This window comes from Corynebacterium glaucum, assembly GCF_030408855.1.
GTDB classification, from domain to species: domain Bacteria; phylum Actinomycetota; class Actinomycetes; order Mycobacteriales; family Mycobacteriaceae; genus Corynebacterium; species Corynebacterium glaucum.
Genome location: NZ_CP047358.1, coordinates 2,120,516 through 2,135,212 on the forward strand (window position 1 = coordinate 2,120,516; position 14,697 = coordinate 2,135,212).

The window sequence follows — 14,697 nt, forward strand, 5'->3', positions numbered from 1 at the left end:
TTGAAGCGTTCCGCTCTCCTCGCCGCCGCGCTCTGCTTCCCTGCCGCCGTCACTGCGTGTTCCTCGGCGCAGCAGGAAACGTGGCAGGTTGTCGCCATCTACGCTGAGCCGGATCTGCCAGGTAACCTCCCCGCCGATGCTGCCGGCACGGTGAATGTCCGACTCACCGACACCAAAGACACCCCCACCTTCGCCGGCACCACCCCGTGCGCAGAGGTCACCGGCACGCTAAGCCAAAACGACGATGAGCAGGTCACAGCCATCGACACTGTCGAGTTCGGGGCAATTACTAACGACGACTCGTGCATCGGTGGCGCCCGACACACCCACAATCAGCTGGCTGAGCTTCTCAAGCCGGGCACCGCGATCGCAATGGCGAAACCCTCAGAAGAAGAGCTGCGCGTCGTGCTCTCGCCCGACGCAGTCAACCCGCCGAGCATCTGGCTGCGGCGCCTCTGACTACACCTCAAACACGGTACTGCCGGGCACGAAGTCGGTGTCCAGGATGATGCGTTCGGGGCCGGTAGGGCGACCGTCGATAAGCGAGCGCAACATCACCCCCGCCGCTTCCCCCTTGCGCCGATTCGGCTGCAGTACGGTGGTGAGCCCGCGGAGCCTGGCTTCTTCGATGCCGTCGAAACCGGTGACCGAAAGCGTTTCGCCGAACGCCTCCAACACGCCGAGTGCCATCGAGTCCGTGGTGCACAAAACGGCCGTGAGATCCGGGTAGAGGCCGAGCAGCTCGCGCGCGCCGTCGGCGGCGGAATCCGGGTCGTTCAGGTGGCGCGTGACCACCGGCACCTCCCCCAGCACCTCCTGTGCGCCAAGGACGCGCTCGCGCTGCACCACCAGATCCGCCGAGGAGACGTCTTCAACTTCGCCGTTGTACGGCTCGGAGAACATCCGTTTCGCCAGAATCCCGACACGGCGGTGCCCGGCGCGCACCAGCGCTTCGGCCGCGGGCTTGATCGCCTTGCGGTCATCGATGCCCACAAACGGCACCTCGACATCCTTCGGCTGGTCGCACACCACCAGCGGAAGTCCCCGCGCCTGCGCATCCGCAAGCTGGGGATCTTCGCTGGGCACGGAGTAGACCACTATGCCGTCCACAATCGCGGTGTGCATGCTCGCGCCGTCGGGAATCAGCGTCAGCGAATAATCCCGAATATCCGACAATCCCGCGAGAAAGTCGACCGAGGCCTTGTCCTCGAACGCGAAGTTCAGCGCCTCAGTGAGCACTACCCCGATTGCCCCGGTCTTCTGCGTGCGCAGCGAGCGCGCCATCGGATCCGGCCCCGCGTACCCGCGCGCCTTTGCCACCGCCAGGATCCGCTCACGCAGCGCTTTCGACAGCTGCTCCGGGTTGTTGTACGCGTTGGAGACGGTCGTTCGAGACACACCAACTTCTGCGGCAATCGAAGCAAGCGAGGGCATACGGCCGATAGTAACGCGTACAGCTGCTTACTGATTTCCTGGCTGACGTCGCTGACGCGCGAACTCGCTGAGCACAACGCCCGCCGCGACGGAAGCGTTGAGCGACTCGACCCAGTCCACCATCGGGATGGACATGATGACGTCGCAGTTCTCGCGCACGAGGCGGGAGATGCCCTTGCCCTCGGAGCCGACGACGATGACCACCGGGTCCGTCGCCTGATCGAAGGTATCCAGGGTGTGCTCGCCGCCCGCGTCGAGGCCGACGACGACGTAGCCGTTGTCCTTGAATTCCTTGATGGTGCGGGTCAAATTCGTCGCCTTGGCCACCGGCAGGCGCGCCGCAGTGCCCGCCGAGGTGCGCCACGCAACGCCCGTGACCTGCGCCGAGCGGCGCTCCGGGATGATCACGCCGTGGCCGCCAAACGCCGCCGTCGAGCGGATCACCGCGCCGAGGTTGCGCGGGTCAGTGATGTTATCCAGCACCACGAACATGCCGGTCTCCTGGCGGTCGTTGACGCCCGCGATCAGGTCGAACACGTCCGCATACTTGTACGGCTGGATCTTCAGGCCGATGCCCTGGTGCATGCCGTTGCCGGTCATCTCATCGAGCACGCTGCGCTGCACCTCGTGCACCGGCAGGCCTTTCGAGTTCGCCAGCGTCACGGCCTCGCTGAGGCGGTCGTCGTGCGCGGTGCCGAGCGCCACATACAGCGCCTCCGCCGGCACTTTCGCGTGCAGGCACTCCACGACCGGGTTGCGGCCGACGACCAGGTCCGCTTTCTCCCGCTCGTGGCGGCCCTGCGCGCGCCGCTGCTGCTCCAGTTTGCGTTTGTGCGCCGCGTGGTAGACGCGGTCCTCCGCCTTCGGGGTCGCGCCCTTGCCCTTCAGCCCGCGGCGGCGTTGCCCGCCCGAACCCTTCGTCGGGCCCTTCTTGTTCTTCTTTTGCTTATCGGGGCGCTCGTACGGCTTCGCCATCTACTTCATCTCCCATTTCTGGCCCTCGGGTGTGTCCGTGACCTCGATGCCCGCCGCCGCGAGCCGGTCGCGCACCGCGTCAGCCTCGGCCCAATCCTTGTTCTTGCGAGCCTCGGCGCGGCGTTCCAGCTCAGCTTCCACCAGCACACCCAGGGCTTCATTGCTTGTCGACGCATCCTCCCACACGCCAGGATCAATCCCCAACACACTCGCCATCGCGCGCACTTGGGCCGCGATCTCGGTCTTGGCGGTGTCGTCGGCCTTGTTGCCCTCGCGGACGAGGTTGTGGATCTCGGCGAGTGCACGCGGGACGGCGAAGTCGTCGTTCATGGCTTCTGCGAAGCCCTCGGTCCACGTCGTCGGCTCCGGGATGCCGGCGCGCTTGACGAAGTCCTCGATGCGCTTATAGCCCGCCGCCGCTTCCGCGAGCGATTCCGGCGAATACTCCAGCACGCTGCGGTAATGCGCCGAACCCAGGTAGTAGCGCAGCTCCACGGGGCGCACCGGCATCGAATCGATGTCTAAGACGTTGCCGATGGACTTCGACATCTTTTCCCCGGCCATGGTCACCCAGTGGTTGTGCATCCAGTAGTTGGCGAACTTGTCGCCCGCCGCGTGCGACTGCGCCTGCTCGTTCTCGTGGTGCGGGAACTGCAGGTCAAGGCCACCGCCGTGGATGTCGAACTCCTCACCGAGGTACCAGGTGGACATCGCCGAGCACTCCAGGTGCCAGCCTGGGCGGCCGTCGCCCCAGGGTGTCGGCCAGTGCGGTTCACCCGGCTTCGCGGCTTTCCACAGCGCGAAGTCGAGCGAATTGTGTTTGCCCCGGTTGTCAGTTTCGCCCTGGTTCATCTCGTCGGGGCGGTTGCCGGAAAGCGATCCGTAGTCCCCGCCCGCGTTCACCCAAGCGTTCACATCGAAGTACACCGAGCTGTCCGCCTCGTAGGCGTAGCCGTTGGCGATCAGCCGCTGCATGTAGTCGACCATCTGCGTCACGTGGCCGGTCGCGCGCGGCTCCACCGACGGCGGCAAGACTCCGAGCGCGTCATACGCCCGGGTAAACTCGCGCTCGTAGGTGGAAACCCATTCCCACCAGGGGCGGTTGTGTTCCGCTGCCTTGGTCAGGATCTTGTCGTCGATGTCGGTGACGTTGCGCACGAACGCGACGTCGTTGCCCTGCGCCATGAACCAGCGCCGGACAATGTCGAACGCGACACCGCTGCGCAGGTGCCCAATGTGCGGCTTGGCCTGCGGCGTTGCCCCACAAAGGTATATCGAGACGTGGCCTTGTTTGACCGGTTCGAAGTCTCGGAGCGTGCGGGTGGCGGTGTCGTAGATGCGTTGAGTCACAGCGCCAACTCTAGTTCACACGCAGGCGTCGTTAAGCAAGCTCCACCAGCGCAGTCGCGATCGCGGCGCGGCCCTCGCCGCTGCCCGTGAAACCCATGTGGTCGGTCGTGGTTGCGGAGATGGAGACGGGCGCACCGAGGGCGTCGCTAAGCACTTGCTCGCACTCCTCCCGCATAGCCGCCATTTTGGGGGTTTGGGCGATGAGCTGAGCGGAGACGTTGACCACGGTGTGGCCGTGCTGCGTGAGGAGCCCGCGCAGTTCGCCGAGCAACTGCACGCCGCGCACCCCGTCGTACTCCGGGCGGCCAACGCCAACGAACGAGCCGAGGTCGCCCAAGCCGCACGCGGAAAGCACCGCGTCAACGATTGCGTGGCTGACCACGTCGCCGTCGGAGTGGCCCTCGCAGCCGTCGAAGTCTGGGTGGAGGATGCCGGCGATCCAGCATGGTTTACCGGGTTGGATTTGATGCGCGTCAAATGCGCTGCCCACTCGCAGGTTTGTCATGTCAGATCAGGTGCTCCCCTTGGTCGTCGACAAGCAATGCTTGACCGTCTCGCAGCAGAAGCAGCGGGTAGTCCGCTGCGTACTTTTCCACCATGCCGCCGATCATGGACGCCGGGTAGGGCCCCAGCGTGCCCTGGGCGTGCGGAATGATGCAGTGTTTGACCAGCCCGAGCCCGCTGAAGTCGGTGAGGTTGAGGTCCTCGGCGGGTTCATCCATCGGCGGTGTGTGCTCGAGGGTCGGGCCGGCAATCACGGCGCCAGCGGATGACCCCGCGTACGGAAGGCCGGCTCTGACCGCGTCGGCCAACACCTTGTCGTTGCCGTTGCGTTTCAACGCCTCGAGCACTTCGAAGGATTCGCCGCTTGCCACGTAGACGCCGGAGCAGCGGTCGAGCAGCGCTGTGAACTCCTCGGTCGTGAGCTCAGCGACGCTCACCTCAGTCGTGGGCTCTCCGCACTCCGCGAGTGCCCGTCGTTCCTCTTCGACGAATGGAGTGCCATCCATGTTCTTCGCGGCATCGTTGATGTACAACACCTCGCCGTCGAAGAACTCGCTCAATCGCGGGTGGAGGAAAGATGCGAGAAGCAGTTTCATGTCAGCCACCGTACCTAGTTCGCTTAGAACGGCACCGGTTCTTCGATCCCGGCTTCTTCTGCAGTGATATGCCCGTCCAGGTAAGCGCTTCGAAGCAGTTCTTTCCATTCGTTCGGGTGCATCTTCAGATCCATCGGCTCCTCCGGCCAGTACTGGAACTTCAGGCCGCTGGCTTTCTCGAGCTTTCCCAGCTCGGCAACGCACGCCTCGTAGTCGTTGTCCGCCTCGAATCGCTCGACCGCAGCATGGCACCGCGCGTTGAACTCAGCGATCACGGCCTTGCGTTCGCGGCGCTGAGCGATCGTCTGTCGCCAGCGTGGTTTGTCCGGGCTAGTGAATTCTTCGAGGATGCCGTTCGGCGCTACGACGGAGTAGGTGCCGTCGGCAAACAGCCACACGATTTCCCCCGTTGCGGGGTCCGGGACGTAGAACGCACGTCGATCGGTCTTGATGTTGTGGTGGCGCTGACACAGTGAGAACAGGTTCGCGGGCGTGGTCGGGCCGCCGTCGTCGAACGGAATGCGATGGTCCAGCTGGCACTTCGTTGAGGGCACATCGCACCCCGGATACACACATGTGCCGTCGCGCGCCTGCACGTACGCCTTCATAGCGTCGGTGGGCACGTAGGCATCGGTGACGGATGCCGCGGCAGCGTCGAGGTCGATGATCTGTGGCGGGGACTCCTCCATCAGCGATTCAAGCCACGCGGTACCGTCAGCGTCGGTCCAGCCGAAGTTGGGTATGAAGTACGACGACGGATCCGTCTTCTGCGCGAACACGTGCAAAACTATCTTGGTGTTCGTGCACAACTGGCCAGTGAGGATGGCCTGGACCGCCTCGCTCTGCGTCAGCTTGCCCTCTTTGGCCACCCGGTCGACGTAGCGCTCCATCGAGGCGATGACGCCAACGTTGCCGGTGATGCTCAGACCCGCCTCAAGATCATTCAGACCATAGAACGTGGTCTCGCACGCACCGAGCGGCCTGTCCTTCTCGTCCTTACGCTGCTTGGTCTTCTTCGGATCGGGAGCTAGTGAGGCATCGATCTTGCGCACCAGCTCATTGAGTCTGCGACGAATCGCCATTGCCGACGGCAAAATCTGCCCAGCCTTCTTCGGCGTGAACATCTCGACCAGGAACGCATCGAGCTCTTCGAGCACCTCCTCGCGTGGCAGGTTGTGCAGCCGGTCGACGGTCTCCCCGATCGCATCCAGCCGCACAACATCCAACCGGCGAGTCTCCGCCTGCAGGGCCTTCAGCGCCGGTAATTCCCCGAGCCGGTAGTACGCCAAGATCGCCTGCTCAACCCATGCTTTGCTGCGTCCAAACGCCTCCCCGACCCGCCGACATTCGAGCTCCAGGTCAAGCTCCGCGAACTCCGCCTCGGCATAGCGCGCAAACACCTCGTACTCCACGTCGCGCGCGCGTTGCCCAGCCGCACACAGCTCATCGCCCTCGCGCTCTGTCGCGAAATAGCTCATCGTCTCACCCCTTCCCGAATTAACCCCAGCCAACTACAGGCAATAATATCGAAAGCCATTCGAAAGCACAAGCGTCACATCGAAAAACTTTTCGCATCGCTTATCGACGACCTGCCGCACCCGAACACCAACGTGATGCCAACCCAAAGACTACAAAACCCCGACAACACTTCGCCGGGGCCGTTCGAACATGTCAGCTACTCGCTGGGAACCTCAAACACAGTCGGCTCAACCTCATCGGTGATGGAGGTGGCCAGCCGCAGGTCGATTGGGGTGGTGATCTTGAACGCCATCGGGTCGCCCTGCACGGTGCGCACGTCCACGCCGAACCACTCCATCAAGGATGCATCGTCAGTGGCCACAAAATCCTGCGCACCGGAGAAGTACGCCTCGTTCGCCGCGCGCAACGTGCGAAGATCAAAGCCCTGGGGCGTCTGCACCGCGCGCAAGGAAGAACGGTCTGGGGTCGACGTCACCGCGTCCCCCGACACCACCTTGATCGTGTCCGCCACCGGCACTACGGGCACGACGGCGTCGGCACCCTCCAACACGGCCCGTGCCACGCGAGCAATCATTCCCGGTGGGGTGAGGGCGCGGGCGGCATCGTGGATGAGCACGCAGCCGTCGTCAAGCGAAATTGCCCTGAGTGCATTCCAGATTGAGTCGGCCCGCTCCGCTCCCCCGTGCACGAAGGTGACCGAATGCCCCTGAAGCAAGCGGCGCGCGACGGGTTCCATGGAGGGGCTGACCACCACGACCACAGAGTCGACGACCCCGGAGGTCTCCATCGCCGTCACCGACCGCTCGAGTAGCGAGCGCCCCCGCAGCGGCACATACGCTTTCGGCACCGCCGCGCCAAGCCGCGTGCCTTGCCCGGCGGCGGCGACAACGGCAACGACGCGTCGACTAATCTTCGTCGTCCTCGTCGTCGAAGGAGATGTCGTCCATATCCAGGTCGTCGTCGAGGATGTCTTCCGGATCCTCTATGATGCCGGCCTTGATCTGCTCCTCGATGATCTCGCCGATGCGTGACTCCATCTCGGACACCTTGGCCTCATCCACCGGCTCCGCCAGCGCCAGCTCGCCCACGAGGATCTGGCGCGCCTTGCCAAGCATGCGCTTCTCACCTGCGGAAAGGCCCTTGCCCTGGTCGCGGCGCCACAGATCGCGCACAACCTCGGCCACCTTGTTGATGTCGCCGGAAGCCAGGCGCTCCTGGTTCGCCTTGTAGCGCCGCGACCAGTTGCCGGCCTCTTCAACGTCGGTCTCGCGCAGCACCGAGAAGACCTTCAGCAGGCCCTCCTCATTGACCACGTCGCGCACACCGACAAGCTCGGTGTTCTTGATAGGCACGCGAACTTCCAAGTCGGACTGGAGGATCTGCAGCACGAGGTAATCCAGCTTTTCGCCGCCGATCTCGCGCTGCTCAATGTCTGCGATCCTCGCAGCGCCGTGGTGCGGGTACACAACCACTTCGCCGACTTTGAATTCCATGCAACTCTCCTCGCGCTTGTTTACGTGACCATTTAACAGTACAGGCCCCCGCGTTCACCCACTGCCAAAAGTTTACCCCACCCATAAATGCACAATCTGCCCACTCTGCGACTAATGTAAATGTGCAGAATTGCCAATTAATTGCCTAGCAACGAAATGATGGAGGACACCCTCGTGAAGTCCCTGAAGCCGGTCGCCGCTCTCGTCGCCGCCTCTGCGCTGGCGCTCGCCGGCTGCTCCGCTGGTCAGATTACCCAGACCTCCAGCCAGGTAGCAGCTGTGGACGGTGCAACCGCGTTCACCGAGAACGACGAGGTCTCCGTACAGGACGTTCAGGTCGTGCTCTCCGAGGAAGGCACCGCCGCCCTGAAGTTCGCCGCCACCAACCAGGACACGTCCATGGCGGAGCACACCTTGCAGTCGGTCTCCGTCAACGGCGAAGAGGTCAACTTCAGCCCGGCGCCGAAGGCGATGGGCTACAACTGCGTCATCGTCGGCGATTCCGCCGAGGGCCTCGAGCGCATGCCGCGGTACGACAACGAGTGCTTCCAGTACATCGAGACCACCCTGCCGAACCAGGACTTCGCCTACGCAGGCAACGTGGACGTGCAGTTCACCTTCGACGCCGGCACCCTGAACGTCCCGGCCACCGTGTCTGCGCCGCTGCTGCCGGCTGGTGAGGGCGACCGCGACATCACCAAGTAACCACTAGTGGCCAAAAAGCAGCGGGTGGTCCACACCTGCTCTGAGTGCGGCTACACGTCGCCTAAGTGGCTCGGCCGCTGCCCGGAATGCGGCTCGTGGGGCACCCTTCAGCAGGAAGCTCAAGGAGCCCCCCGCTTATCGACGGCACCTTTAACCCCAACTACCAAAGCCCAGCCGATCACGGCGATAAACGCCACCGCGACGCACACAATCAAGTCGGGAATTGGGGAACTTGACCGCGTCCTCGGCTCCGGCGTGGTGCCGGGCTCCGTCGTCTTGATGGCGGGCGAACCTGGCGTGGGCAAATCCACTCTGCTGTTGGAGGTGGCCAGCAAGTGGGCGGGTAACGACCGCCGCGCGCTCTACGTCACCGCCGAAGAGTCCGCCGGCCAGGTTCGCGCGCGTGCGGAACGCACCGGCGCGCTGAAGGACACGCTGTTTCTCGCCGCCGAATCCCAGTTGGACACCGTGTTCGGCCACGTTGATGAGGTGAAGCCCTCCCTCCTCATCGTGGACTCGGTGCAGACGATGCACGCCGCAGGTGTCGAGGGCGTCGCGGGCGGCGTCGCGCAATCCCGCGCGGTCACCGCAGCGCTGACCACGCTTGCCAAGACCACTAACTTGCCCATCCTGCTCGTGGGGCACGTGACCAAGGACGGCAACGTCGCCGGCCCGCGCGTGCTCGAGCACCTGGTGGATGTGGTGCTGAACTTCGAGGGTGACCGGCAGTCGTCGCTACGCATGCTGCGCGGCATCAAGAACCGCTTCGGCGCCACCGACGAGGTGGGCTGCTTCGAGCAGACCGCCGACGGCATCCGCGAGGTACCCGACCCCAGCGGGCTCTTCCTCTCGCACCGCGGCCAGACCCCGGACGGTTCCGCGGTGACCGTGGCCATGGACGGCGTGCGCCCGATGCTCGCTGAGGTGCAAGCGCTCACCGTCGACCCGGTGAACAAGTCGCCGCGCCGCGTGGTCACCGGGCTTGATGCGAACCGCGTGCCCATGGTGCTCGCTGTGCTCCAAGCGCGCTGCGGCGAGCGCACCAACGACAAGGACGCCTACGTGGCCACCGTCGGGGGCGTGCGCATCACAGAGACCGCCACCGATCTCGCAGTCGCGCTCGCCACCTGGTCCAGCCTGCACGAACAGCCGTTGCCACCCAAGACGGTGGTGATCGGTGAGGTCGGCCTCGCAGGAGAACTGCGCCGCGTTCCCAACCTCGGCCGCCGGCTGCAAGAAGCAGCGCGGCTGGGCTACACGCAAGCGATCGTCCCAAAGCTTGACGAGCCCCTTGCGTTCGACGGCTTGCGCGTCCACGAAGCCAAAACCCTCGCAGAGGCCGTGAAAATCCTCGCCGGACTCTAACCCAGCACTAACTTAAGTTGAACGGCATCGCGTCGGAGGCGTTATCGCCGATCACCGTGTGCAGGTAGTACGACCCCGCCGGCACCGGCTGGCGTCCGTCGCACTGCCCCGGCTTCGAGTCGGCACGCGACCAGCGCGCCTCGAACGGCTTCTCGGTGCCGGCCTCAAACGTCTGCCGCCCGGTGGTCACCGACGGGTAGCAATCCGTATCCGCCCACACGCGCTGGTTGGTGGCCATGTCGTAGACCTCGAACCGCAGGTCCCCGTCGCTAATATCCAGCACGCAGTCGGTGTCGGTCGGGTTGTCCACCATCATGTAGAACGTCGGCTGCTCGTCCGGACCGTAGGAAGGCTTGTCGCTTGAAGCGGAAATTCGCAGGTCAGAAAGCTCACACTTGCCGCTTGCAAGAGGCTCTTCGCTTGACGACGGCTCCGTCGACGCCGCAGTACTCAACACCGTCGAAGAGGCTTCACTCGAAGCAGAGGTGCTTTCTTCGGGCGCCGGCACCGTCGGCTCGGTGACCGGGGCCGGCTCGGTGGCTGTGGCGGAGGTGGCCTCGTCGTCGCCGCCGGAGTTGCCTGCCCACGCGCTCAGCCCCCAGATGATTAACGCGGCCAGCACCAGCAAGACGACGAGCGCCGCGACCCTGCGGCGCATGTAGATCTCAGGTGGGTGCGGTCGCTGGTTTGTCATGCCCTCACTTTAACTACCGAAGTGCTCATAAACGGTCTCGACGCGGCCCGTGTCCAGCCGGTACCTTGCACCCACAACGCCCACACCGCGGGTTTTCACCGCGGGCGCACGGTCCTCCAAGTGTTCTGCCATGATGCGGGCGTGGTCCGCCTCGATCTCGGCCGGGTCGGTGTGGCCCTTGCTGTGCGCCTCGATCACAGACGGTGCGATCTTTTCCACAAACACGCGCGTCAGGCCGTAAGGGATCTCGGAGTTGTTCACGGCCTTGACAGCCGCGCCGACTGCACCGCAGCCCTCGTGGGAAAGGAACAGAACTAGCGGCACGCCAAGCACATCCACCGCGTACTCGACCGATGCGGACACCGCAGAGTCGACGCAGCCTCCGGCGGTGCGGATGACGAAGATGTCGCCGAGTCCGGCGTCGAAAAGCAACTCGACCGGAACCCGCGAATCGCTGCACGCGACGACTGCCGCAATTGGGTCCTGCCCGCTGATGATTTCGTTGCGACGGCTCGCGTCGCGGTGCGGGGTGGCGAGGTTGTCGGTGGCGAAGCGCTCGTTGCCGGCGAGGAGGGTGTCCCAGACCTCGCGCGATGTCATTGATGTAGGCATGGGCTATATTCTGGCACTCATTGTGATCAAATCTGCCGAAATCATTGCGTGGTATTGCGAAAATGTGCGCGACCTGCCGTGGCGGGCCGAGGGGGTGACCCCGTGGGGCGTGCTGCTGTCGGAGGTGATGAGCCACCAGACCCAGGTCGAGCGCGTCGCCCCGATATGGCAGGAGTGGATCGCGCGCTGGCCGACGCCGGCGGCGTTCGCGGCGGCCGGCACCGACGAGATCCTGCGCGCGTGGGGGACGCTCGGCTACCCGCGCCGCGCGCTGCGGCTCAAGGAGTGCGCGCAAGCGATTGTCGACGATCACCGTGGCACCGTCCCCGACGATGTCGATGACCTGCTCGCGCTGCCGGGGATCGGCGAATACACCGCGCGGGCGGTGGCGTGTTTCGCGTACGGGCAGAACGTGGCGGTGGTGGATACGAACGTACGCCGCGTGTACGCCCGCGCCGAGCGCGGCGAGGAGAACGCGAAGCCGCGCAAGGCCGAGATCGCCGAGGTGGCGGCGCTGCTGCCGGTAGAAAACGGCCCGGAGTTCTCCGTCGGCCTGATGGAGCTCGGCGCGCTGGTGTGCACCGCGCGTGCCCCGAAGTGCGAAAAGTGCCCGGTCAGCGAATGCGCATGGGTGTCGGCCGGCAAACCTGCCGGCGAGGTGAAGCTTCCCACGCAGAAGTTCGCGGGCACCGACCGGCAGGTGCGCGGCAAGATCATGCGGGTGCTGCGCGACGCGGATGCGCCGGTGCCGCAGGAAGCGATCGACGTGGTGTGGCCGGACGCGGCGCAGCGCTCCCGTGCGCTCTTCTCACTGCTTGACGACGGCCTTGCGGTCCAAGACGAGCACGGCCTGTTCCACCTTCCCCGGTAAGCGCCTGAACACGCCATTTCCCAACCTGAGATAGACCCCCAGCATTCGCACGGGATACTCTACGGCCCCCCCGGCCAGCGGACTCCCAGACTCCGGTGTACTACTGAAACTTATGAAACTCTCAGGTATCGATGCGCAGTGGAGAACGCTTCTGCAGCAGGCCTACGACGGCCTCCCGCAAACGGATTTTCTCGTCCGGGTAGAGGAGCTCGTCCAACGGCTCTGCGACATCGACGCTGAGGATCAGGCGGCCGAGGAGCTCGCCTACCGCATGCGTCTGCACGCGATCCTCCCCCGCACAGAACTCGACCCCGCCAACGCGCTCGAGGAGTACGAGGCTCTGCTCGGCATGCACGAAGCACACCCAGAACGCTTCCCCGCGCACCCATTCGATGAGGGCAACTGGTTCCAGGACGTCACCGACTTCATGATGTGGTGGCTCGCGGAGCGCACCTCGCGACGCCACGTCGAACACCTGCTCAACCTCGCTGCGCGGGTCTTCGACGACCCGGATATGCTGCGCCACACCCGGATCAGCGCCTACGTCAACCTTGGGGAAGGCGCCAAAGCGTTGCCGCTTCTCGACGGCTACCTGCCCTCGCCCGAAGCCGTCCACTCCGGAGAGATCCATGAAGCCGATTGGCTGCATCGCTACGACCTCGCCGCGATGGTCTACCTGCAAGAGGGCATGCTCAAGGAGTGCGACGCAACCGTGGCCGGGATGATGGACGGCGGGTTCATCCACTCCAACCAGCCGATGGCCATGGTCGCTGAGTCCCTCCTGCCGCTGGCGGAGACCGTCGACACCCAAACCTCCGTCCAGCGCTCCCTGCTGGTCCTCGAGCACTCCTTCGCTGACCCGAAGCAGACCCGCGCGATCCTGCAGACCGCGACGTTTCTCCTTCTCGGCGGCCTGCATACCCAGGCGTTCAACCTCGTGCACTTCACCGAGCCATTCATCAAGGAGACCTCCACGGAGCTCGAGGGGCTCTACCGCTTTTTCCACTTCGCCACCGAGGAGGGCTTCGGCGACATCGTCTCGGTCCGGTTCACCTCTCCGCGTTGGCAGCTCGAGCACGGCATCGGCGCTGATCCCACTTGCGCCGCGCTGGCGAAGGATTTCTACCGCGCCGCCCATGAGCGCGCGCTGCACTTCCAAGAGGTCAACGGCGACACCGAAGCCCTAGACCGCCTCAAGCAGACGTTCCGCGTGCCGCAGCTCAATCCCGAGGATTTCTTCAACACGGCCGCGGATATCGTGGAGAACCTCTCTAACTCCACCCTGCGCTACGACCCAATCCACACCCGCTACGACGACGAACTCTACAACTTCGCTCGCGAGATGTTCCGCGAGGAAGGCGAATTCTCCCCCGGGATAGTCCCGCCCCGGGCCGCCGAAGATCCAAAGGTAGGCCCACTGTGGGAAGAACTCGTCAGCGGCGGCATGGACCACGCCCAGCGCGTGATGGGCAAACTCATCGACGCCGCCGACGAGCCCGACCTCGACCCGGAGATTCGCACCATCATCGAGGTATTCATGCTGGCCAACGTCACCTTCCCCGGCCAGTTCCCGGGTCTCGTGGGCATGCGCGCATTGCCAATCGCTGCCAACATCGACCCCAACCGCGCCGGCGTCTTCGCCGAGCAGATTCTCGACGCCCTCCAACAGTCTGGCTACGCCACATCCACCGTCGTCCACGACCTCTTCGACTTCACCGGCGGCCTCATCAACACCAAGGCGCTGTCGCTGCCGCTTCTCGGCGACCTGACCACCCGCGCCATCCGATCAAGCCGCAGCATGGACATCCTCGCGTTCATCAACGCGGTCGAGGAAGCCATCGCCATCGACCCCGAGCAGGTCGAGGACCCAGCCACCACCCTCGCTCACTTCGGAGCACTGAAGGGAGTTCGCTTAGGCAGGCTCGGCAACCCCACAGCAGGAGCTTTTTCGCTTATCGACGCAGCGTTGGCCTCCGAGAAGTGCGGTGACATGACCAATTACGTCGCCCGCTTGGCGTCTGCTGCAAACGTGTTGCTCAACGCCGAACGCTACCGCCAGGTCGAGCGTCTCTTTGAGCAAGTGAGCGAGAAGCTTGATGATCCCTCGCTCGACATCGAACCATGGGCGCAACTCGAGGGCGCCGAAGCCACCTGCCGGTTCATTGCGGTGCTGGCGGATCCGAGCTTCGCTGACCTCTGGCCGCAGGCCCGCGATAGGTTCAAAAACATCCTCGTGCAGGTGCTGCAGGAGGATGAGGATGCCCCTTCGCACCTCGACGTCATTGCGAACACGGTTTGTTCGCTCACTCGCGAACTCACCTGGGACCACCACCACAATGAGGCGATAGACATGTCTGCTTGGGGCTACCAGGTGTTCGCGCAGCTTGGCGACGACCACTCGAGCTGGAAGCTGCTTGGGGAGAACGCTCTTGCGCTTGGCAACGCGGGGCGCGACGAACAGTCCGCGCTGGTCTTCGAGTCGCTGTGGCAGCGCGCACGCGAGGCAGGCGCGGTGGACCTGATGGAGTTCACCGCGATGTATCTCAGCGAGTTCGCGTCCAAGGAGGACGCGTCACCTGCTTACGCCGACATCCTCGAGCGGATGGGCGCCTAGCGTGG

Annotated in this window: 15 protein-coding genes; 5 read left to right on the forward strand and 10 right to left on the reverse strand. The window is 64.5% G+C overall.

Features of this window, described 5'->3' with window-relative positions; genetic code table 11:
* Entirely contained in the window at positions 1-459 is a 459-nt protein-coding gene (locus CGLAUT_RS10350; protein WP_290185043.1) for a hypothetical protein, read from the forward strand.
* Here CGLAUT_RS10350 and CGLAUT_RS10355 read toward each other — a convergent pair whose 3' ends face one another.
* The 8 genes from CGLAUT_RS10355 to CGLAUT_RS10390 form a co-directional block, all read right to left on the reverse strand.
* Positions 460-1,434 (reverse strand): LacI family DNA-binding transcriptional regulator, encoded by a 975-nt coding sequence (locus CGLAUT_RS10355; RefSeq protein ID WP_290185045.1) that lies wholly within the window; start codon positions 1,432-1,434, stop codon positions 460-462.
* A 27-nt stretch (positions 1,435-1,461) separates the two neighbouring features.
* Complete coding sequence (gene rlmB, locus CGLAUT_RS10360; protein ID WP_095660661.1) at positions 1,462-2,409, reverse strand: 23S rRNA (guanosine(2251)-2'-O)-methyltransferase RlmB; 948 nt, start codon at positions 2,407-2,409, stop codon at positions 1,462-1,464.
* Positions 2,410-3,759, reverse strand: a complete 1,350-nt coding sequence (cysS, locus tag CGLAUT_RS10365) for a cysteine--tRNA ligase (RefSeq protein WP_290185047.1) — start codon at positions 3,757-3,759, stop codon at positions 2,410-2,412.
* Positions 3,760-3,790: 31 nt separating this feature from the next.
* Complete coding sequence (gene ispF / locus CGLAUT_RS10370; protein ID WP_290185048.1) at positions 3,791-4,264, reverse strand: 2-C-methyl-D-erythritol 2,4-cyclodiphosphate synthase; 474 nt, start codon at positions 4,262-4,264, stop codon at positions 3,791-3,793.
* Between the two features lies 1 nt (position 4,265).
* The gene (locus CGLAUT_RS10375; protein ID WP_290185050.1) at positions 4,266-4,859 is read right to left on the reverse strand and encodes a Type 1 glutamine amidotransferase-like domain-containing protein; all 594 of its coding nucleotides are present in this window, start codon (positions 4,857-4,859) and stop codon (positions 4,266-4,268) included.
* A 23-nt stretch (positions 4,860-4,882) separates the two neighbouring features.
* On the reverse strand, positions 4,883-6,337 hold the full coding sequence (locus CGLAUT_RS10380) for an HNH endonuclease signature motif containing protein (protein ID WP_290185052.1): 1,455 nt from the start codon (positions 6,335-6,337) through the stop codon (positions 4,883-4,885).
* Positions 6,338-6,534: 197 nt separating this feature from the next.
* Positions 6,535-7,248: a 2-C-methyl-D-erythritol 4-phosphate cytidylyltransferase gene (gene ispD / locus CGLAUT_RS10385; RefSeq protein ID WP_095660666.1), complete on the reverse strand. Its 714-nt coding sequence runs from the start codon at positions 7,246-7,248 to the stop codon at positions 6,535-6,537.
* Positions 7,244-7,831: a CarD family transcriptional regulator gene (locus CGLAUT_RS10390; RefSeq protein ID WP_095660667.1), complete on the reverse strand. Its 588-nt coding sequence runs from the start codon at positions 7,829-7,831 to the stop codon at positions 7,244-7,246. The genes ispD and CGLAUT_RS10390 overlap by 5 nt, the downstream gene beginning before the upstream one ends.
* Positions 7,832-7,990: 159 nt before the next feature.
* On the opposite strand from CGLAUT_RS10390, the gene CGLAUT_RS10395 reads away from it, so the two are divergent.
* Entirely contained in the window at positions 7,991-8,536 is a 546-nt protein-coding gene (locus CGLAUT_RS10395; protein WP_095661178.1) for a hypothetical protein, read from the forward strand.
* Between the two features lie 6 nt (positions 8,537-8,542).
* Positions 8,543-9,901 (forward strand): DNA repair protein RadA, encoded by a 1,359-nt coding sequence (gene radA / locus CGLAUT_RS10400; RefSeq protein ID WP_290185053.1) that lies wholly within the window; start codon positions 8,543-8,545, stop codon positions 9,899-9,901.
* A 7-nt stretch (positions 9,902-9,908) separates the two neighbouring features.
* On the opposite strand, the gene CGLAUT_RS10405 is transcribed toward radA, so the two are convergent.
* Positions 9,909-10,595 carry a hypothetical protein gene (locus CGLAUT_RS10405; protein ID WP_290185054.1) on the reverse strand — a complete coding sequence of 229 codons (687 nt, stop codon included), beginning with the start codon at positions 10,593-10,595 and terminating at the stop codon, positions 9,909-9,911.
* A gap of 9 nt (positions 10,596-10,604) precedes the next feature.
* Entirely contained in the window at positions 10,605-11,207 is a 603-nt protein-coding gene (locus CGLAUT_RS10410; RefSeq protein WP_290185055.1) for a carbonic anhydrase, read from the reverse strand.
* On the opposite strand from CGLAUT_RS10410, the gene CGLAUT_RS10415 reads away from it, so the two are divergent.
* On the forward strand, positions 11,206-12,078 hold the full coding sequence (locus CGLAUT_RS10415) for an HhH-GPD family protein (RefSeq protein WP_290187135.1): 873 nt from the start codon (positions 11,206-11,208) through the stop codon (positions 12,076-12,078). The two genes, CGLAUT_RS10410 and CGLAUT_RS10415, sit on opposite strands and share 2 nt — an antisense overlap.
* A gap of 112 nt (positions 12,079-12,190) precedes the next feature.
* Complete coding sequence (locus CGLAUT_RS10420) at positions 12,191-14,692, forward strand: hypothetical protein (protein WP_290185056.1); 2,502 nt, start codon at positions 12,191-12,193, stop codon at positions 14,690-14,692.
* The last annotated feature ends 5 nt before the right edge of the window (positions 14,693-14,697 follow it).